This is a genomic window from Micromonospora sp. NPDC048063 (assembly GCF_043202855.1).
Lineage (GTDB): Bacteria > Actinomycetota > Actinomycetes > Mycobacteriales > Micromonosporaceae > Micromonospora.
Window position 1 is genome coordinate 55,613 of record NZ_JBIDBG010000024.1, and the last position, 18,927, is coordinate 74,539.

The 18,927-nt window shown below is 72.0% G+C and carries 22 protein-coding genes and 1 pseudogene; 6 read left to right on the forward strand and 17 right to left on the reverse strand.

The features are described from left to right. Nucleotides 1–222: 222 nt before the first annotated feature. The 14 genes from ACGFZ2_RS31855 to ACGFZ2_RS31920 form a co-directional block, all read right to left on the reverse strand. Nucleotides 223–477, reverse strand: coding sequence for a hypothetical protein (locus ACGFZ2_RS31855; RefSeq protein WP_393460286.1), 255 nt, complete (start codon nt 475–477; stop codon nt 223–225). Between the two features lie 5 nt (nt 478–482). Further along, nucleotides 483–1,223: a hypothetical protein gene (locus ACGFZ2_RS31860; RefSeq protein WP_393460222.1), complete on the reverse strand. Its 741-nt coding sequence runs from the start codon at nt 1,221–1,223 to the stop codon at nt 483–485. Between the two features lie 88 nt (nt 1,224–1,311). After that, complete coding sequence (locus ACGFZ2_RS31865) at nt 1,312–1,743, reverse strand: hypothetical protein (protein WP_393460225.1); 432 nt, start codon at nt 1,741–1,743, stop codon at nt 1,312–1,314. A gap of 84 nt (nt 1,744–1,827) precedes the next feature. Next, the gene (locus ACGFZ2_RS31870) at nt 1,828–2,166 is read right to left on the reverse strand and encodes a hypothetical protein (RefSeq protein WP_393460228.1); all 339 of its coding nucleotides are present in this window, start codon (nt 2,164–2,166) and stop codon (nt 1,828–1,830) included. Beyond that, the gene (locus ACGFZ2_RS31875) at nt 2,166–2,822 is read right to left on the reverse strand and encodes a hypothetical protein (protein ID WP_393460231.1); all 657 of its coding nucleotides are present in this window, start codon (nt 2,820–2,822) and stop codon (nt 2,166–2,168) included. Before ACGFZ2_RS31875 ends, ACGFZ2_RS31870 begins: the two co-directional genes overlap by 1 nt. A 119-nt stretch (nt 2,823–2,941) precedes the next feature. Then, nucleotides 2,942–5,164, reverse strand: coding sequence for a hypothetical protein (locus tag ACGFZ2_RS31880; protein WP_393460234.1), 2,223 nt, complete (start codon nt 5,162–5,164; stop codon nt 2,942–2,944). A 96-nt stretch (nt 5,165–5,260) separates the two neighbouring features. Further along, the gene (locus ACGFZ2_RS31885) at nt 5,261–6,859 is read right to left on the reverse strand and encodes a hypothetical protein (RefSeq protein ID WP_393460237.1); all 1,599 of its coding nucleotides are present in this window, start codon (nt 6,857–6,859) and stop codon (nt 5,261–5,263) included. 106 nt (nt 6,860–6,965) lie between these two features. Next, nucleotides 6,966–8,327 carry a hypothetical protein gene (locus ACGFZ2_RS31890; protein ID WP_393460239.1) on the reverse strand — a complete coding sequence of 454 codons (1,362 nt, stop codon included), beginning with the start codon at nt 8,325–8,327 and terminating at the stop codon, nt 6,966–6,968. After that, a complete protein-coding gene (locus ACGFZ2_RS31895) occupies nt 8,324–8,701 on the reverse strand; it encodes an RRQRL motif-containing zinc-binding protein (protein WP_393460242.1) in 378 nt (125 codons plus the stop codon). The genes ACGFZ2_RS31890 and ACGFZ2_RS31895 overlap by 4 nt, the downstream gene beginning before the upstream one ends. Then, the gene (locus ACGFZ2_RS31900) at nt 8,698–9,186 is read right to left on the reverse strand and encodes a hypothetical protein (RefSeq protein ID WP_393460245.1); all 489 of its coding nucleotides are present in this window, start codon (nt 9,184–9,186) and stop codon (nt 8,698–8,700) included. The genes ACGFZ2_RS31895 and ACGFZ2_RS31900 overlap by 4 nt, the downstream gene beginning before the upstream one ends. Further along, a complete protein-coding gene (locus ACGFZ2_RS31905; protein WP_393460248.1) occupies nt 9,186–9,677 on the reverse strand; it encodes a hypothetical protein in 492 nt (163 codons plus the stop codon). The genes ACGFZ2_RS31900 and ACGFZ2_RS31905 overlap by 1 nt, the downstream gene beginning before the upstream one ends. Continuing rightward, complete coding sequence (locus ACGFZ2_RS31910) at nt 9,674–10,354, reverse strand: diguanylate cyclase domain-containing protein (protein ID WP_393460251.1); 681 nt, start codon at nt 10,352–10,354, stop codon at nt 9,674–9,676. Before ACGFZ2_RS31910 ends, ACGFZ2_RS31905 begins: the two co-directional genes overlap by 4 nt. Further along, nucleotides 10,351–10,929, reverse strand: coding sequence for a histone-like nucleoid-structuring protein Lsr2 (locus ACGFZ2_RS31915; RefSeq protein WP_393460254.1), 579 nt, complete (start codon nt 10,927–10,929; stop codon nt 10,351–10,353). Before ACGFZ2_RS31915 ends, ACGFZ2_RS31910 begins: the two co-directional genes overlap by 4 nt. Then, nucleotides 10,926–11,546, reverse strand: a complete 621-nt coding sequence (locus ACGFZ2_RS31920) for a sigma-70 family RNA polymerase sigma factor (protein WP_393460257.1) — start codon at nt 11,544–11,546, stop codon at nt 10,926–10,928. The genes ACGFZ2_RS31915 and ACGFZ2_RS31920 overlap by 4 nt, the downstream gene beginning before the upstream one ends. Nucleotides 11,547–11,746: 200 nt before the next feature. Here ACGFZ2_RS31920 and ACGFZ2_RS31925 point away from each other — a divergent pair, with 200 nt between their 5' ends. Both ACGFZ2_RS31925 and ACGFZ2_RS31930 read left to right on the forward strand, forming a co-directional pair. Next, a complete protein-coding gene (locus ACGFZ2_RS31925) occupies nt 11,747–12,517 on the forward strand; it encodes a GntR family transcriptional regulator (protein WP_393460260.1) in 771 nt (256 codons plus the stop codon). Between the two features lie 8 nt (nt 12,518–12,525). After that, nucleotides 12,526–13,320 carry a protein phosphatase 2C domain-containing protein gene (locus ACGFZ2_RS31930; RefSeq protein WP_393460263.1) on the forward strand — a complete coding sequence of 265 codons (795 nt, stop codon included), beginning with the start codon at nt 12,526–12,528 and terminating at the stop codon, nt 13,318–13,320. A gap of 116 nt (nt 13,321–13,436) precedes the next feature. On the opposite strand, the gene ACGFZ2_RS31935 is transcribed toward ACGFZ2_RS31930, so the two are convergent. From ACGFZ2_RS31935 to ACGFZ2_RS31945, 3 genes are all read right to left on the reverse strand, one after another. Continuing rightward, entirely contained in the window at nt 13,437–13,934 is a 498-nt protein-coding gene (locus ACGFZ2_RS31935; protein ID WP_357462644.1) for a hypothetical protein, read from the reverse strand. A 76-nt stretch (nt 13,935–14,010) separates the two neighbouring features. After that, nucleotides 14,011–14,844: a hypothetical protein gene (locus ACGFZ2_RS31940; protein WP_393460266.1), complete on the reverse strand. Its 834-nt coding sequence runs from the start codon at nt 14,842–14,844 to the stop codon at nt 14,011–14,013. 77 nt (nt 14,845–14,921) lie between these two features. Beyond that, a complete protein-coding gene (locus ACGFZ2_RS31945) occupies nt 14,922–15,356 on the reverse strand; it encodes a hypothetical protein (protein ID WP_393460269.1) in 435 nt (144 codons plus the stop codon). A 158-nt stretch (nt 15,357–15,514) separates the two neighbouring features. On the opposite strand from ACGFZ2_RS31945, the gene ACGFZ2_RS31950 reads away from it, so the two are divergent. The 4 genes and pseudogenes from ACGFZ2_RS31950 to ACGFZ2_RS31965 form a co-directional block, all read left to right on the forward strand. Further along, complete coding sequence (locus tag ACGFZ2_RS31950; protein WP_357462653.1) at nt 15,515–15,775, forward strand: recombinase family protein; 261 nt, start codon at nt 15,515–15,517, stop codon at nt 15,773–15,775. Nucleotides 15,776–16,401: 626 nt separating this feature from the next. Beyond that, nucleotides 16,402–17,568, forward strand: a complete 1,167-nt coding sequence (locus tag ACGFZ2_RS31955) for a DUF6236 family protein (protein WP_393460273.1) — start codon at nt 16,402–16,404, stop codon at nt 17,566–17,568. Between the two features lie 372 nt (nt 17,569–17,940). Then, nucleotides 17,941–18,117, forward strand: a complete 177-nt coding sequence (locus ACGFZ2_RS31960; RefSeq protein ID WP_165942569.1) for a hypothetical protein — start codon at nt 17,941–17,943, stop codon at nt 18,115–18,117. Further along, a pseudogene (locus tag ACGFZ2_RS31965) lies at nt 18,117–18,608 on the forward strand (hypothetical protein); the annotation flags it as partial. The gene ACGFZ2_RS31960 and the pseudogene ACGFZ2_RS31965, both read left to right, overlap by 1 nt. Nucleotides 18,609–18,927: the final 319 nt, after the last annotated feature.

The following is an 18,927-nucleotide window of genomic DNA, read 5'->3' on the forward strand; positions in this document are numbered from 1 at the left end:
GATCGTGGTTATAACCCGTGGATCTTACGGCGGCGTTCGGCCGTGCAGGGGGCCCAACACGCGCCGAAACCAGGGATCCCTGGGGGTCCTGTGTAGATCCCTCCCGCAAATCTGGACATACCATCACGAGCCGGGCGGGATTTATGGCAAAGAAAATTTGAATACATGCAGCCGAATGGGCGGCCCGGACAATGGGGCCGCCCATTCGCGCGCTTTGAATGGTCACTCGGGCCGGTGAATGGTGTCGCAGTAAACGGCGGCGCCGTCTCCGTCGTGGGCGTACAGCTCGCCGTAGCGGTCGGTGGGGCCGTCGATGGCGTCGAGCAGCCGCTGCGCCTGGCGGCACGCGGCGTCGAGGTCGACGGCGGTGAAGTAGGTGACGAACTGGGGGTTGTCGGGCTCGGGGTCGGTGACGACGTCGAGGCGGTATTCGTCGGTGGTGCCGAGCACGAGCAGCTCGAACGGGCGGTGGGGCATGGTGCTCACCGGGCCCAGATCGCCAGGGCGGCGGTGACGGTGGCACCGGCGTACCCGGCGAGCAGCAGCGGCACCGCGCGAGAGATGGCCCGATACCTGGCGCGGAGGGTGCGGGAGCGCCACCACAGCTCGCGGGCGCGGGCCAGCGGAGTCATCTGCGCGACCTGGTCGGCGTTGCCGGCGACGAGGCGGGCGAGCACGTCCTGGGCGCCGTCGCAGTCGGCGTAGATGGGAAACCCGAAGTCACCGCCGAGACGGGGCCAGGAGACCGTCAGCAGCAGCACCACGGCGGTCAGCACCACCGCGGCGGTTCCCGCGCCGGCCCACAAGGCGGCGGTGGGCAGGCGGCCGGTGGCTCCGGCGCCGCCGAGCACCGCGAGGCCGGCGCCGAGCAGCACCCCGGCCATCTGGAGGTAGCCGGCGGCCTTGGGGTCGACGCGCAGCATCTCGGCGCGCACGGTGGCGATCTCGGCGTCCAGAGCGGCGGTGGCGGTGCCCCGGCCGCAGGCGGAGGCGTGCGCGCCGGCGCGGGCGAGGATCTCCAGCTCGCTGAAGTCCGCGTCGGTGGTGCCGCAGCCGGTGCAGCGCGAGGTGCTGTTGGCGAGGCTGGTGGAAATCTCGACCAGCACCGCGAAGGCACCGGCGGTCGGGATGCAGAAGTGGCGACGCGGGCCATGTGGGCTGCGCGGCTCGTAGGTGCTGGCGTACGCGACGCCGAGGTAGGTCGGGTCTCCGGGATCAGGCACGATGAGGGTGCTCCTCTGGCTCAATGCGGGCTGAGTGGGGTGGCGGGCGGCCCCGGGCTTGGTAGGCAGGGGGGCCGCCCGCGCGGCGTTATCGGCTGGTCGGGTTGTAGGTGGGGGAGTCGGGGCGCGGGTACGCCTCGGGTCGGCAGGCGTCGTCGTAGCCGCACCAGTCCCAGACCGCGAGGCCGGGGCGCAGCGAGACGGTGTGCTCGTCGGCGACGATCTGCTCGGCGTCGTCGGTCCAGTCGACGCCGGTGGCGATCGCGGCGACGGCGGCCTGGTCGACGTGGCGGGCGCACAGCTTCTGGGCGATGGCCTGGCCGCTGGGCAGGTGGGTCAGGCTGTAGCGGCCGTCGAGGCGCTGTCCGTCGTCGTCGACGGTGACGTTGACGGCCAGGCCGGGCGCGACCGGCCAGCCGGTCACGACCCGCGCGACGATGCGGGGGGCCTCGGGGTCGTTGTCGCTCAGGTACAGCCGCACCGGGGTGGTGATCGGCGCGGCGGTGGTCGTGGTGGTCATGAATCCTCCTCAGCGAGTGCTATCGACGGGCGGGCGGAAAGGGTGCGCGGCGGTTCTCCTTCGGTGGGTTCGAGCGGACGGTGGTCAGCGGCGGGCGGCGAGCATGGCGACCAGCCACGCGCCGGCGGTGCCGGCGGTCGCGGTGAGCGCCTGGGTCCATCCGCCGGGGGCGGCGATGCCCATCAGCACGGCGGCTGCGGCGGCGGCGTGCAGCACGTACAGGGCGGTGCGGGAGCGGCGGCGGGCGAGCACGCCCTGGCCCACGGCGGCGAGGGATCCGGCGGCCCAGCCCGTCCACAGCGCCCAGCCCCAGATGCCGTGGGCGCCGGCCCAGGCGGTGGTGGCCGGCAGCAGCAGCGCGTGCACGCCGACGACAGCGGCCAGGGCGAGCAGGAGCCAGGCGGTGTAGCTGGCGGTGTGCATCAGGCGGCGGCGGTCGGCGAGGACGGTGCCGATGGTCGTGACGCGGTTGGCGGGCGGCCAGCGGTCGCAGCAGCGGCGGGGCCAGAGGCCGGAGTCGTGCTGATGGCGGTGGACCGGCTCGTTGCCGGGAGCTGCGGGCTGGCGCATGACGTCTCCTGGTGGTGGATGGCAAGGGGGCGGACCGGGGTAATCGCGCGGGCGTGGCTGGCCACGACAGCGGCGTACTGGTGCTGGGCGGCGTGCATGTCCGCCTCAGCGGCGGCAGCCTCGCGGGCGTCGTGGGCACGCTCCGCGGCGGTCAGCGCCAGCGCCGCCGCCGCCGCGGTGAGCAGCACCCCGCCGATCAGGGGCGGGCCGCCGGCGTCGGCGGCGAGGTGCCCGGCGGTGGCCACGCCGCCGAGCAGACCGCTCGCGCCGGCGACGGCCGGCCAGCGGCGGCGGCCGGTGTGGGCGCGGTGGCGGCGGCGGCCGGCGGCGCGGATGGCGTCCTCGGCGGCGCGCATCCGAGCGGCGTCGAGCTGCCACGCCATCAGCTCGACCGACAGCACGTCGATGCGCTGCTGGTGGGTCAGCGCGTAGAGGGTGTCCGGCGGCTGCGCGTCGCGCTGGCGCGTCAGGCGGCGGATCTCGGACTCCAGTTCGGCGACCCGGGACATGGGGCTCTCCTATACGGACGGTGACCTAACAGGCGGGCTCATAACAGGCGTGGGGGAGGGGGGTAGGCCCCTGCATAGGGGCCCCTTGCCGGGGGGAGTGGCCCCACGGTTATGAGGAGTTATGCGTTACTGGCCGTGACGGTGGTGGTGGCGGCCTCGGGCGGCAGGTATTGCCCCGTCACCGGCCGCCCGTCCGGGTTCGACGGCCGCACGAGGCGCCCCTGCTGGCCCAGCTGCGTCAGCGCGTTGGACACCAACTGCGGGGTCGCGGTGTCGTCGCCGCCCTCCATCAGCACGGCGAGGATGTCCTTCGGCGTGGCCGCCTTGCTCTTGGTGCGCCAGATCAGGCGCACCGCCGCCTCGACCCGGTCGGCGCGGGTCCGGTACCCGGCCAGCGGCGTCGGCTCCACCGGCTCGGCGGCCGGGGCCTCGCTGGCGGCCGGCGCGGGGGTGGCCGGCGCGAGGGGCTTGCCGCCGAGCTTGCTGAAGATCGAGGCGACGGCCGAGGACATGGCCTGGGCGGCGTCACGCTCCGGGGTGCTGGCCTGCGCCTTCTTGCTGCGGGCGCGGGCGCTGCGCAGGTCGGCCAGGTAGTCGTCGGTGACGAGCTGGTGCCGGCCGGCGTAGATCGGGCCGGCGGCCTGCGCCGACCCGGCGTCCAGCTCACGCTGGTGGAAGCGGCGATTCCACGAAATCTCGTCGACCTTCGGGCCGTCGTGCAGGACCGGCTTGCTGGGGTCGCAGGTCTGGACGTACTCGATCTTCGCGCGGACCGGGTCGCCGTCGCCGAGGCGGGCGTAGCACTCGCCGCGGTGGCGCAGCGGGGGCAGCTTGTAGTTGCCGGTGACCCGGCCGGCCTCCTGCTCGTCGCCGGACATCAGCACGATCTCGCGGCCGATGTTGGCCGACGCGTCGCCGCCGGCGTCGCCGAACTGGTGGTGCACCCCGCGCTGGGTGGCCGCGATCAGGTAGATCCCGGCGGAGGCGACGGCCTTGGTGCACTCGGCGTACATGTCACCGGCGGTGACCTCGGCCCCGTCGTAGCGCACCTTGGCCTTGGTGTTCAGGGCAAACGACGCCTCATCAATGTAGATCAGAATCCGCTTGAAGCCGTGGCGAGCGGAGAAGGGCTGGTCCTGGCGCCAGCGAGCGATCTCCATCGCGGCGATGAGCATCTGCAGCACGCCTTCGGCGTCGGCGCGGACCCAGTCCAGCGGCGGACGCACATCGGTGCCGAGGTAGGGCTCCAGCCACTGTCCGACCAGGTCGTAGAGCTTGCGGGTGCCGGCTACCCAGATCAGGGCGTCCTCGCAGCGGGTTACGTCGGCCCACTCGCGGTGGATGTAGGCGCTCTTGCCGCCGGTCGACGCGCCGAGGATCCAGGCGTGGCGGGCGACGTCGACGCCGATGGGCATGCCGTCCATGCCCCACAGCGCGTACGAGGGCTCCGCGATCCGCCGCCAGATCGGCCGACCGGCGGCGTCGACCAGCTCGTCGACGCGCTCTCGGTAGGGGCGGATCCGCTTCATGACGTCTTCGGTGTTGGCCTGGATCGTGTAGACGCCGACGCGGCCCGGGTCCTCGCTGATGGACACCCAGTCAGGGGCGATGTCGCGGCGGGTGATGTCACGCAGGGCCAGGGCGATGCGGCGGGCGTCGTGGTCGTCCAGTCGCGGGGCCTGCTCGACGCGGACCTTGCCGTTGATCACGCGGCGCAGCTCGATGGGCGCCCACGCCTCGATCTTCGCTCCGAACGGCGCATCGGCCGGGCCGACCATCTGCGGGTTGGACACGCGCAGCCACTCCAGCCCGGCGCGGCGCACCGCCAGGCGCAGCAGCCACGCCAGATGCGGCTCACCCTCACGCGGGCCCGCCAGGTCCTCGGCGCTCACCGCGAGGTGCCCCTGTGCGGTCGCAGTCAGCGCCACCTGCGTCGGGGCGGCCGGCGGCGGCGCGTACCGCAGCAGGTACTCGTGCGCCCGCGCCATCACCCACGTGATGCCGCCCAGCGCCGGCAGGACCAGGGCCCACACCGGCCACATCTCCGGCACCGACACCGCCAGGGTCGACCAGGCGGCGTAGACGGTCACCGCCGCCACCAGCCACCCCACGACCCGGGCCTTCGCCGGCTCACCGAGGCGGGCGAACATCGGGCTGATCCGCACCAACGTCTTCGCGCCGAACGCGGCTGCCGCCGCCAGCAGCGCCGTGGCCAGCCCCGCGATCCACACCTGCGCACCGGTGACCAGCCACACCACCACCCACACCGCCGACAAGAACGGCGCGACCACGGCCCAGAACGTCTTCCACTCGATGCCTACCGCTGCTCGCCGCTTCGTCACGACGCTGCTCCTTCGCTTGCCGTCTTGCCTGGTCCTGTGGGTTCCGGAGGGGGTGGGGGCCGCACCAGGTGCGGCGCGGCCCCCGCGGTGAATCGGTCAGAAACCGATGGCGCGGGCCTGCGCCTCGTACTCCTCGGCCTGCTCCTCGTAGTAGCGGGCCGCGAGGATCTCCCGCGCCGCCTCCGCCTCCGCGTCACGCGCCGCCACGGCGTGCTCGTGGGCGACGTTGGCGTCGCGGATCGTGCGGGCGGCCATCTTGTGGTTCTCGGCCGACTCCTGGTTGGCGCGGGCGTCACGGCGGTACTGGTCAGCGGCGTCGCGGCAGGCCCGCCCCCGCTCCTGCAGCGTCTGCGCCTTCTCGATCAGCCCGGCGTAGCGGTTCGCCACCCGCATCGCGTCCTGGTCGATGTCTCCGCTGGTCGTGGTGCTCATTTCTGGTCCTCCAAGGTGGTTGATTACAGGGGTCTGGTGGTGCGCGGTGCTGTGCAGCGGCATCGGTGCAGGCCGGTCCATCCACTCGCTGCCAGCGGGAGGACCGGGGTCAAAGGGCGGCGCAGCCGTACGCGGCGCCGTGCGGTGAGCTGATGCCGACGGGCCACTCGACGAGCTGCTCGATCGGCCGCCCGGCACGGTGATGTCGTCCAGGTCGACGTCAATCACCGTCTCCGGCCGATGCCCACCCGGGGCCGGCCGCGACTGGCTGGACTTCGCCGAGTCGTCCTTGCCCGGCTTCTGCCCACCCGTCTCCGAGGTCTTGTCGTCCTTGCTCTTGGCCTTGGGCCGGGCTAGCCCGAGCAGGCCCAGCAGCGCCGCCCCGCCCGCCGTCTTGGCCTTACGCCCCACGTCGCTGGGCTTCTTTCCGCCGCTGTCGCTGGCCGGCTTCGTGCCGCCGCCGGAGGTCTTTGCGCTGGCCGGAGGCTTACCGCCACCGCCCGGGGTCTTACCGCCCCCACCAGGGGTTTTGCCGCCTCCGCCCGGGGTCTTGCTGCGGCTGAACGGCCACCGTCCCGTCTTGGTGCCGGCCGGCTTCCCACCGCTGCCGGGGGTCGTCCCGCCCTTGGGGGTCTTCGGGGTCTTCCCGGCACCAGGGGTCTTGCCGCCTGGGGTCTTGTCGCGGCCGAACGGCCACAAGCTCCCGGACTTGGCGCCTGCCGGCTTCCCACCCGAGCTGGGGGTCTTCCCACCGCCCTTGGGTGCCTTCCCGCCGGGGGTTCTACCGCCTCCACCAGGGGTTTTGCCGCCTCCGCCGGGGGTCTTGCTGCGGCCAAACGGCCACCAGCTATCCCCCTTGCCCCGGCCGTTGGGCGACTTACCGGGCCGGTCGCCCCGTCCGGCACCGTCGCGGCCCGAGCGGTCCTTGCTCCGGCGGGTGTACTTGCGCCAGGCCAACCAGCCGGCGCCGGCCAGCACCGCGACCACGATCAGCCCGGCACCCAGCAGCAGCGCCATCAGCGGCGACACCATCCACATCGCCACCACCACGGCGGCGACGATCGACACCACCACCAGCGCCACCACCAGGCCCACCGACGCCGGCGACGTCTCCGCCAACTCCTGCGGCTTGACCTTGTCGTCTTTGCCCTGCTCCACCGGCGGCTGCTGCTCGGTCAGCACCGACAGGTCCGGAGCCGGCATCGCCGTCTCGGTCGCCTCACCCTCGATCGTCGGGGCCACGGCCATCGTCTCCGTCTGCATCGCGTTACCTCCCATCAAGCGTTTTGGCTGCTCACGCCCCACGGTTATGAGCTGTTATGAGGCGCTGCACGGGCCGACCCGACCCGGAGACCGGGTCGGCCCCCGGTCACGCGACGCGACCGCTGGTGAGTTCGAGAACCTGGTCGACGATTTCCGCCGGTACGGCGTTGAGGACCCGGCTGATCGTGCGCTCGGAGATGCCGGTGATTTCCTTCAGCGCGGTCTGAGTGGCGTTCCGGTTTTCCGCTCGGGCGGCCAGGATGAGCGCCACCGTTTCCGGTCGGACCTTGTCCACCTCGGGCAGGTTGGCCGGCAACTGAGCCGGAACCGACGCGAGAGTTTTCCGGGGCACCGACCGCGCGATTTCCGGCTGCCGAGCCGAGCCTGCTTCCGCCTTTTCCTGTGCCCTGGCGAGGGCCCGGCGGGTGCGCTCCAGCTCGTTGACGAGAGCCTCGCGGGCCTCGGTGATCGCCTGGCTCTCCTGCTCGGCGCGAGCCCGCGCGACCGCCTGGCTCTCTGCGAAGCGGTGCGCCTGGTCGAGCTGCGCCCGCAGCTCCCGCACCGTCTCGTCCAGCTCGACGGCCCGATCCTGGGCGGCCTGGCTGGTGTAGCGGGCCTCCGCCAGGGCGTGCTGGTAGTCGCGTTCGGCCTGCTCAGCGGCCTCGGTGAGCACCCGTACCTGCTCGGCGGTGGCCTGCTCGGTCAGGGCCCGAGCGGTAGCGGCGCGGTCTGCGGTGTCGCGGGCCTCGGCCAGCCGCCCCTCAGCCACCCGCGCCGCCTCGATCGCGGCGGCAGCCCGCTGCTCGGCCACCCGCACCGCCTCACGAGCCTCGACGGCGGCCCGCTCGTGCTCGGCGATTTCCGCCTCCGTGGCGGCCTCGATTTCCGCCCGCGTTTCCGCCTCCGAGCGCGCCCGCGTTTCCGCATCGGCCGCCCGGGTTTCCGCCTCGGCACGAGCGGCGGTTTCCGCCTCAGCCCGCGCCGTTTCCGCCCGCGCCTTCGCCTCGGCTTCCGCCTGCGCCGCTCGCGCGGCGGCCGTTTCCGCCCGTGCTGCCCGGACCTCTTCCGCCCGTCGCGCCGCCTCTTCCTCGGCCGCGATCTCCTTTCCGGTGCGGCCGGTGAGGATCTTGACGCGGACGACCACGATCGGCGCGATGCACGCGACCGCCACCACCAGACCCCACGGCACCTCCTCGCCGGCCTCGGTGTCGATGAAGACCGGCAGGAGGTGCACCGCGACCTGACAGAAGATCATCAGCAGCATGCCGACGACCATGTCCTTCCACCTGCGACGGTGGAACGCGGTGATCACGTACACGTCGAGCATCACCGGGAACATCCACGCGATGGACGCGTGGAAGTGAGCCAGCACCGCCAAGTCGAACTCACCCTTGGCCGTGAGAATCACCGCGGCGGCCATGGCGATCCACGGCCCTACCGTCGCCGCGTCGCGCAGCTTCTCTTTCATCGAGCTGCCCCCATCGCCGGCTCGGCGCAGTCCAGGCACTCTCCGAGGGAGCGCGGAATGTAGTAGGGCTGCATGACCAGGCAGGTCGGGCAGGTACGGCGGACGGCCAGCGCCTTGCCGATCGCGGCGAGCTGCGCCGTCGTGGCCGTGCGCTTCGTCGCCGCCTGGTCGACCTTGTAGAGGTAGGCGACGCGGTCGCCGCCCACCCCCCGCCACATCACCTGCGCCGCGACCGGCTGACCGCCCGGGCGCAGGCCCTGCGCCCGCAGCTGACGCGCCGTGGCGTAGCCGGCCGGCGCACCCCGCCACCAGTAGGTGGGGATGCCGTACCGGGTGCCCTCCGGGTCGTAGAACGCGGCACGAATCCGGCTCACCGCGACACCTCCCACTCGTAGGAGGCCGTCACGGCCAGGCTCTCGGCCAGCGTGAGCAACGTCGACGTGGCCGCCGAGATGGTCAGCCGCCCCAGGTCGTTGACGTCGCCCGCCTGCTCGAACATCGCCGACCGAGCCACCTTGATGCCCACGACGATGTCGCTCAGCAGCAGCCCCGCCGGCCCGAACTGCTCGAACCACGCGTCGAGGATCTGCACCGCCGTCGCGTAGGCCGCGCACACGCCCTTGGCCCAGGCGTGCCCGGCCGGGTCGCTGTGCTCGGTCCGGTCCGCCTCCCGCAGGGCCGTCTCGCCCCGCGCGGCCCAATCGGCGCGCACCTGCTCCGGCGAGAGCACCTCACGGCCGTTGAGGATCAGACGGCCGGTGTACGACACCACCGTGCCGCGCCGGTCACTGATCACGCTCGACCGGCCAGTCGCGCGGATGCTGACACCCGCCAGCGTCGGGATACGCAGCGTCGGCATCAGCTCTCACCACCGGCCGCGCGGCGGGCCCGGACCTGCGCGAGTAGCTCCTTGCCCAGGGGGTTGAGGTCGGCCTCGTCGACGTCCACGGCCAGGCCATGACGGCGCTCGTCGAGCCACCGCCCCAGCCGGCCGCCTCCGACCACCGCGCCGACCAAGCCGACCGCGACGGCCGGGGAGTAGAGCAGGACCTGCGGCACCTGCTCGGCGTGCTCGGCCAGCAGCCGGCCCGCGAGCACCGCGATCGGGGCTCCCGCGACCGCCGGGCCGGCGGCGACCTTCGGCGTCCGCGCCGGCGTCGGCCGGTCCGCGAGCCGGCGGGACTCACGCTCGTTGTTGATCGCCTGGCGCAGCTCGCCGGCGAACCAGCCCGGCAGCGCCGCGACCGACGCCGCCCGGTGCTCCAACTCGACGTCCGACGCCTTGCGCAGGCTGGTCCGGTAGCTGGCCAGCGCGGCGGCCAGGTCCAGCGCCTTGGTCGGGGCCGTCATGCCACACCCCCCAGCACGCGGGCGGTCTCGGTCATCTCCCGCAGCCGCACTACCGGCCGCGTCTCCACCACCGGCAGGTCGAGCCCCCGGTCGTACTCGGCGACCTGGTCGCCGCCTGCGGCCTTGGCCTGATAGAGCGCGAGGTCCGCCGCGCGCAGCACCCGCGACGGCTCGTCACCGACCATCGCCGACACCGCGCCGACACTGGCCCGCACCACCAGCTCCCGCCCGCCGGGCAGCACCACCGGCGTGGCCAGGGCCCGCACCACCTCGCCGCCGAGCAGCCCCGCGATCGGCGCCGGCGACGGGCAGATCAGCACGATCTCGTCCCCGCCGAGTCGCGCGACCACCGCACCGTCGACCTCGTCGATCGCGGCCGACAGCCGGGCCGCGACCTCGACCAGCACCGCGTCACCCGCGTCGTGCCCGAACGTGTCGTTGACCTGCTTGAACCCATCCAGGTCCACGAGCGCCACGTCGTAGGGCTCACCGGCCAGATCGGTCAGCGCCGCTGCCAGCCCGGCACGGTTCGCCAGCCCGGTCAGCGGGTCGGTGCTCGCCATCCGGCGGGCCTCAGCCAGCCGGGCCCGATTCGCCCGCACCGTCCGCACCGCCCACACGTGCCCAGCCACCGACAGCACCGCAGCGGCCGGGAGCAGCATCGTCCGCGCCTTCACTGGGTCACCTCCGACCCGGTAGCCGCCGCGTACGCCTCGCAGATCTCGCGCGAGATCCGACCCCGCTCCTTGACCTTGTAGCCGTTGGCCACGGCCCACTGGCGCATTGCCACCCGCTGGGCGGCGCCCTCGCGGCGGTTACGCGGCGGCGAGTCCGCGGAATCGCGGCGGCCGGTCGCCCGCAGCTCCTGGCGCACCTCGGCGAGCTGGCTCGCCAGCTTCTCCGCAGCCTCGGCCAGCTCGCGGCGTCGCTTCTCGGCGGCCTCGCGCTCCTGGCGCGTCGCCTCCTCCGCCTCGACCCGCCCGGTCAACTCCTGCACCAGGCGGTTGATCCGCTCGGCCAGCTGGCGGGTCCGCGCGGCACTGCTGCCTGCGGCGATGCGCAGCACGTCCTCCACGCCCCGAGGGGTCGCCGGCGTGGTCGAGGTGGTCTTCGTGGCGGTCAGGGCCGGCGCGGTGGGGCTCTTGAGAACTCGGATGCCCATCGGCATCCGCTGAGCGGGAGCGGACTGTCCCTGAGCAGCCCGCACAGCAGCGGCCCGGTCGGTGCTGTTCAGCGGCGTCATCGTGGTCATGCCGGCATCACCGCCGTCGCCGGCAGCAACCCGCGCAGCGCCCGCAGCGCCTTGTGCTGCATCGCCTTGACCGCCGCCGGGGTCTTGCCCAGCGCCTGGGCAGTTTCCTCGATCGACATCTCCCGCAGGTAGCGCAGGACGATGCACCGCCGCTGGTCCGGGTTGAGCTGCTCGATACCCGCGAGGACCGTCTCCCGGGTCAGGCTCGCCATCGCGGCGGCCTCCGGGTTCGGGGCCTGGTCGACCGAAGCCGCGTCGCGCAGCTCCGCCACCGGCCGCTCGCGTCGCTGGTGCGACGCCTGGTAGTTGGTCACCAGGTTCCGGGCGATCGTGGCCACCCAGGCGCCGAAGTCGCCGCCCGGCCGCCGGAAGCTGGCCAGGTTACGCAGCGCCCGAAGGAACGTCTCCGAGGTCAGGTCCTCGGCGACCTGCCGGTCCGAGACCCGCCGGTAGATCGACCGAAACACCTGGTCGACGTACCGGTCGTAGACCAGACCGAACGCCTCCACGTCACCGGCCTGCGCCCGTGCCACCAGCACAGACACGTCACCGGCCATCGATCGAGGTAGGGTCTGCTCCGGATTGCTCCGGGCAGCACGTACCCTCATTGCTGGCATCTGAGCCTCCTTGGGTGTGATGCCGCAGCCTCGGCGGGGCCCAATCCCGCCGGGGCCTTTTCTTTGGTCACCGCAGTGGCCCAAAGAAAGGTCCGAGGTCTGTATGCAGACCTATCAACGTGCGGACAACGGTAAGTCGCCCATCGGTCACAGGTCAAGCTTTTCTGTATGCAGACCTTCAGACGGTCTAGTCTGTGTCTATGAGTACGGGCCCCACAGACGCTCGACCGCTACAAGTCCGCGTCGCTGACGACATTCGGCTGAAGATCGAAACGGGCGTCCACCGCCCGGGAGACCGATTGCCCACGCTTGACGAGCTGGCGGCAGACAACCTCGTCAGCCTTGCTGTGGCACGCAAGGCGATCGACCTGCTGAAGCAGCAAGGGCTGGTCATCACGGTTCAGGGCAAGGGCACCTTCGTCCGGGAGCGGCCGTCTGCCCGTCGGCACGGCATCGACAGGTACGCCAAGAGCCGTTGGAGGTCAGGGCAGGCGATCCTGACTGCCGAGGCAACAGCCCAAGGACATACCGCTGGTCAAATGCTGCGTGAACTAGCTGAGACGCCAGCACCCGCGGCGGTCGCCGAACGTTTCAAGATCCCGGCGGGCACCCCGGTCTGGGTGAGGCGGCGTACCACCCTCGTTGACGACAGGCCCAATCAGCTCGCCGACTCGTACTTCGAGCTAGGCGTGGTCAAGGGCACGCAAATCCAGGACGAAGACACCGGCCCTGGCGGCAGCTTCGCGCGGCTGGAGGACGCGGGCTACGAGCTGGACGAGATCACAGAGGAGTGGTCGGTCCGCATGCCCACCGGCCCAGAAAGCGTTGCGCTGCGCCTGCCGGCGGGAACTCCGGTCGTCGACCTGACCCGCACCACGTACGACGTCACCGGCCGCCCCCTCGAAGTCATGCTCGCCATCATCGCGGGCGATATGGTCCAGATGTCGTACCGGTTCAAGATCCCCGACTAAGGCGGCACGTGCACATCACCTACACCGCCGCCACCACAGCGGCGCCGAACAGCACCAACGAAGACCACCTCGCCGTCGGCGACGGGTGGGCCTTGGTCTTGGACGGCGCGGGCCGATACCCCGGAGAGACAGGCGGCTGCATCCACCCGGTCACCTGGGTCGTCACCCGACTCGGCATCCACCTCAGCAGTTGCCTAAGCCAGCAGCCTGAGCAGCCACTCACCACGATCGTCCGGTCTGCCGTAGAGGCCACCATGGCCGATCACGGCTCAACCTGCGACCTCAGCGACCCGCTCTCACCGGGAGCAACGGGGGCGATCGTCCGGGTCCGCGAAGACCGGATCGACTGGCTGGTCGTCGGAGACTGCGCAGTGGTCATCGACCAAGGGCAGGACATATACACGACGGTCATCGACGACCGGGTTGACCACCTACCTAATGCGCCGATCGTCGAGGGCCAAGTGCGTACCTACTCACCGGACTATGTCGCCACCGTCCGAAACAAGCCGGGCGGCTTCTGGGTGCTGGGGTCGTCGCCCGCTGCGGCTGAGCATGCCCTGGTCGGCACGCTGCCCCAACACGCTGCAACCCGAGTCCTTCTTTGCTCTGACGGCATCTCCCGTCTCACAGAGCGCTACGGATGGAGTTGGCAGACCGTCATGGCACTGCACGAGTCCGATGGTCCCGAGTCGCTCATCCGTGCGGTGCGAGAGTGCGAGCACAGCGACCCGAATCCGCAGCGGTGGCGGGGCAAGCGTCATGACGATGCGACCGTGGTCGTCATGCGGGTAACAGGCGCGTGACCATGGACTTGGCCGGCTAGATACCGATGGCCGCCCGGGCGCGGGGCCGACTCTGGTCCGGCCGGTCCGCGCCCGGGGATCGTGGCGTCCAGGTGCTCACCGGTCTGGTGCTGGCCTCAACTCTCGATGCCGGCGAGGGAAAACAGGTCGAGCTGCTCGCCGGGGTCGGCTGGCCGGCACGCTGCCCACACGGCCTGTCCGGCGCGGGAGCAGGCGTCGACGACGTCGGTCCAGCCGGCGCCCCGGAATCCGCCTGGGTGGTCGCGCCAGTCGATGACGGCCTGCTCGCAGCGGCTGATCAGGTCGTCGGTGACCCGGCCGGTGTCAAGGACGGCGCCCAGGTCGGTCCAGTTCAACCGCAGCGGCCGGTAGAGGTCTCCGTCGGTGATCTCGATCCGTGTCCGGTCAAGCCGGAGCATCCGGCCAGCGGGCAGCGTCTGCCCAGCGCCCTCCGGGGCGAGTCGCCGGGCGTCTCGGGTACGCCAGTAGGTCAGGGGATCGATGGCGTGACCGCACGCGGTGATCCCCACGGCCCAGGCCAGCAGCGGGCGATGGGTGGCCGGGGTGGCGGTGGCGAGAATGGTGCGGGCGTCGGCTCGGTGGCTGGTAGTCATGGTGGTCTCCCCGTCGTGTCGCTGGTCGGGCGGCGTCCCCGCGCCCGGGCCGGCGGCGGCCCGGGCGCGGGGATGGTCAGCCGAGGTCCTGGTCGACGTCGACGACGTCGGGCAGGCGGGTCCAGCCGGTGGGGGTCCAGATCTGCCAGTGCTGGCCGGGGCCGGCGGGGGAGTCGCGGTGCAGGGCGCGGGCTACCGCGCGGTGCCAGGCGGGGTCGGTGGTCAGCGGTGCGCTGGCGCTGGCGTAGGTGATCGGGTATGGGGCCCCGGCGGGCTGGCTGTCGCCGTCGAGGATGTGCTGCATGAGCCGGACCGGGGTGCGGGAGGCGGCCAGCCGCTCGGCGACGTCCGCCGCGGCGAGGTGCTCGCGGACCAGCTCGGCCAGCACGTCCGCGACGGCGGCGGGGGGCTCGCCGGTGAACAGCCGGCACTGCTGGGCGTACTCGTCGAGTTCCCTGCCTCCGAGGGAGTTCGTCCGGTAGGTGGCACTGCGGTGCGGGTGGGTGGTGATCCAGCCGACGAAGCGGGCACCGAGGTACAGCCGGTACTGCTCCGCGCGGCCGGGGCCGGGCTGGGTGGGACCGTCGACCCGGAGCTGGGTGTGCGGCACGGTCAGTCCGGTGTGCGGCAGGGTCACCGGCTCGCTGGTCGCCGCAATCACCGTGGCGTTGATCCAGGCCACGCGGACCGGGTTGGAGCGCGTGCAGGTGCGGCAGTCAATCGGCGCGGTGACGGCGGCACCGACCGTGACGGTGTCGCCTCGGGTGCCGGCCCCGCACGAGCCGGGGACGTAGCGGGGCTCGCCGGCCGGGCCCGTGACGCTGCTCAGGTTGCCGAGGTGGACGACGCGGCCTCGGCCGACGCGGACCGGTGCGAGCTGGGCGGGCCGGGTGCGGGTGGTGCTGGTCATGGTCTCGATCCCTCCGATGTGCTGACTGGGTTTGTGGGAGCCGGGCCGGCCCCTCGGTGGGCCGGCCCGGCCGGATGTCAGCAGTCGCTGGGGTCGGGGTCGTTGCCGTCGACCTGGTCGGCCGCGCCGTACAGCGAGGCCGCGATCTCGACGGGGTGAGCGAAGAGGCCGTGGCGGTAGACCACCTGGCTGTGGATCGCCTGGGCCTTCGGCCCCCACTGGCCGACCAGGTGGTCGGCCAGCGCCTCCCGGGACTCGTCGGCGAGGGCCTGCGCCTGGTCGCGGCCGGCCAGGTCGACGGCGGCGGCGAAGATGGCGCCGGCGATGTCGTAGCCGACCCCGGCCGGGTGGTCGAGCACTCGACGGTTGGCCGCCCGCAGGATGACCGCCGGGCCGAACTTGCCGGTCTCGAACGGGCACAGCGGGTAACACGGGTTGGCGAAATGCGCGCCGCAGCCAACGCACTCGTTGTCGTGGTCGATCTCCCGGAGGATCGTCGTACGCTGGGTCATGGAACTCCCTTTCGCAGAGGGGCTGTTCTTCCTGGTCCGGCCGGGTGTTGCCTCACCTGGCCGGACCGTTCCTTGCCTCTCTATCGTACAGGAAAAGGTACAGGAAAAGCTGCTTCAGGGGGTCTTTTTCTGTACCTTTTTGCCGTACGCTGTGGGGCATGAGCAGCGAATCGGAGATGCGCCGGCCCGAGGTGTCGGCGGGAATGGCGGCGGCCCGGGACCGGGGTGTACGGCTGGGTCGGCCGCCGGCGCCGGTGCCGCCCTCGGCCACCCGGGCGGCGGAACTGCGCGGTGAGGGGCTGTCGCTGGCCGCCATCGCCGCGCGGCTGAACGCCGAGAAGGTCCCGACCCCGTCCGGTAAGGGCGAGTGGGCCAAGAGCAGCGTCAAGTACGTACTCGACCGGCACGACGCGGCGTAGGCCGTGGTGGGCGGGGTTGCGGGCTTGCCCGCGCACGGTGCTGGGGGTGGGGTGGGGTGGGATCTCCTCGTGTCGGCCGATCTCCGATCGACCGGGCCGGCTCCGGGACGGCCAGGCTCGGCGTAGCCGACCGCGAAGCGGCTTGGCCTGGTCGTCCCGGAGCCGGTCTGGTAGCCCTCTGGGCGGCCGGCGCGAGGGGATCCCACCCCTGGGTGACCACTCACCCACCTGGCGCCGGCGGTCGCCCCCGGGCATCTCCGAGAGAGGCTCCGCCGGAGGCGTCGTTCTACCGCCGGTCTACCGGCGGGCACTGACCCGCACCGACGCGCGGGCGCTGCCCTGGTGGGCTGCCCGTAGTTTCCGGACCAAAGACAACGCTACGGCGCGTCGAGAGGCTGGCGTAGAGCCCGAAGCGAAGCGGGCACCCTTCGATACGAGGGCGGGCCCGCTTCGCTGCCGGTCCACGCGGCGACGATCACCGACTGGAAATCCTCGGCCGAGGGCCGCCCAGACGTTGACGTCGACGCGGTCGCCTGGCAGGTCGCCGGCCAACCAGATGGCGACTCGTACCGTGGCATCCTCATAGATCACGGACAATCATCCGGCGGTATCCGGGAGGGATGCGGATGAGCGACATCGGGCTCTACTACCCGTACTTCCATGTCCAGGACGACACCTGGCTGAAGGCGGCGGCCCTCTACCTGCCACAGGTTGCGCGGGTCCGACCGCCGGACTATCCGGTGCGCGACTCGGAGACCGCCAGTGTGCTGCGCGCCGAGCTCGACTTCCTTCTCGACGTCGACCCGTACCCGCAGGCCGCGAGCATGGCGCGGGAATTCGGGGACTTCGTCCAGCAGGACGCCCAGGCTCTGGGGCGCTACCTGGTCCCGGACTACCTGGGAGCCGGTGGCTCTGGCCACGACCCGTGGCTTTGGGACGAATCACGTTTCGCCTGGATCCACGCCAGCCAACTGGGGGACGACGAGGCGCTCATCAGGCTGCTGCGCGATCGCGGGCTTGCAACGAAGTCACGGTTCGATCCCCTGACGGGGCTGTGCGACGGGCCATGGGTGGGTATGCATCCGCGCCTCGTGGCCGTCTACTCCTGTTCCCTGGCGCAGCGGATCGCCCGGGCCAACCAACTGCTGCCAGTGACGCACGATCCGCGGCTGTTCGCGCTGCCCGAGGACTGGACGGTGCAGGAGTTGGGCGCGGCACTGGTGAACACCCGGCCGCCCGGTGCCTCCTCGTCTGCCAGCTCGGTGCTGTATGCCTGCCTGGCGCTGCGGTCCGTGCTGCCCGCCGGCCTGGAACAGGTGTCCGCTCAGGACATCGTCCGGGCGCGGCGGACGTTGGCCGTCGAGTTCGACGCGTTCCGTGCCCACCTGACCGGCCTGGGGGACGAGTTCGCGCAGTTGGACGGCATCGAGGATCCCGAGATCCTCCGGGCACGACTGGCCGCGATGGTCGAGGCGGACGTGGGCAGCTCGGTCCGGGAACTCGAACGCGGCCTACGAGCCCTGGGCCTGGAGCCGGTCAGGGCGATCTTCGGCCTGAAGTCTCTGGAACTGCCGGCGGTGGCGGCCCTTGCCGCCCACGCCCTCAATCTCTCGCCGGTGATCGGCGCCGGCGGAATGCTCGCCGTCCAAGCCTTCACGGCTGTCCGGGAGGCCCACAGGTCGGCGGGCGAGCGGCGTACCAGCGCCGCCGGATACCTGCTCGGGCTCCGCGCCGAGCTCGATCCGCCTGGCGCCTTGGAGCGCGCTCGACGCATCCTGACCGGCAGGGGCTGACTCAGGGGGGCCGCCCGTCAGTTCATGTCGACAGCGCTAATCCTGACCCGCAGGTTGGCTGCTTCGGGGTGACCGAGTTCGGTCCGTCGATCCGGGGGCGCACCGCTGCGCCCCGGCGGGTCTGGGAAGTGACTTCCTGATGGCGAAGCGGGAGCTTCCGGACCAAGAACAACTCCAGCGCTGGTCAAAGATGGGATAACCATCCTGGGCTCCAGGCGTTCGCGCAGGGCCCCTGACCAGGGCTGGAGTTGTTTTTGGTTCGGAAGCTACGGCGAGGCCCTGGTGCGCCCACCGGCGGCGCGGCAACGGGGGTGCGGCGTATGCGTCGGCCGGCTACCTTGATGTGCTCGGAAACGATCATGCGGGGGAATCGTGAGCGAGCCGCACAGCCAGGCCACGCCAGAGCGGGACGTCGACGCGGCGTTGACCGGGTTGCAGGACCAGATTGACGCGATCGTGCGGGTGCTGGGCGATCACCAGCGGGTGTTCGAGGCACTGCGTGCGGCGGGGCTGCTGCCAGATGGTGGTGGCGCGGGCCAGGACCGGTGATGGCTGAGCCTCGTGACACGACGGTCGAGCGGATCGTCGCGTCGGTCGACCGGGCTGATGACCTGTCGCATCGGGCACAGTCCCTGGCAGCGCACGTAGCCGGCCCTGCCCCGGCGCCGCCCGTGGACCAGTCTGTCCGGCAGCGGCTGCTCGCTGCCCAGGCCGTCGCCGCCGAGGTCTACCGCCAGCAGCTCGACGACGCGCCAGGGCCATCGCGGTGGCTGACCGCACAGGGCGTGCCAACTGACGGGCGCTGGACGGTGGGATACGCCCCGGACCGGCCGGCGACGGTCGTCAACGAGCTGCGGCGGCGCGGGTTTACCGACGCCGAGATCGTGGCCAGTGGCCTGGCCGCGACCAGCCGCGGCGGGCAGTTGGTCGACCGGTTCCGCAACCGGGTGATGGTCGGGGTGCGCGACCACCGTGCTGCCGGGGCACCGGTCGTCGGGTGGGTCGGCTACGCCCCGCCCGGTGCGGCGACCGACGCGCCACCGGTGCTGCACAGCCCCACCACGGCGGTCTACCGGCCGGCTGACTGCCTCATCGGGCTGGCAGAGCAGCCCGAACGGGCCGGCCGGGCCGTCGTGGCCCGCACCGCGTTGGAGGCCATCGCTCTGGCCGAACGCGCCGACGAGCTGGGTGAGGACGCACCGCTGGTGGTGGCGCCCGCCGGGCCCGCGCTGACCGGATCGCAGGTCGCCGCGCTCACCGCGTACGCCGACACGGCGGCCGGCGTCACCGTCGTGCTCGAAAACGAGCACGACCGGCAGGCCGAACGGGCCTACCAACTGCTCGCCCCTGCCGTGGCCC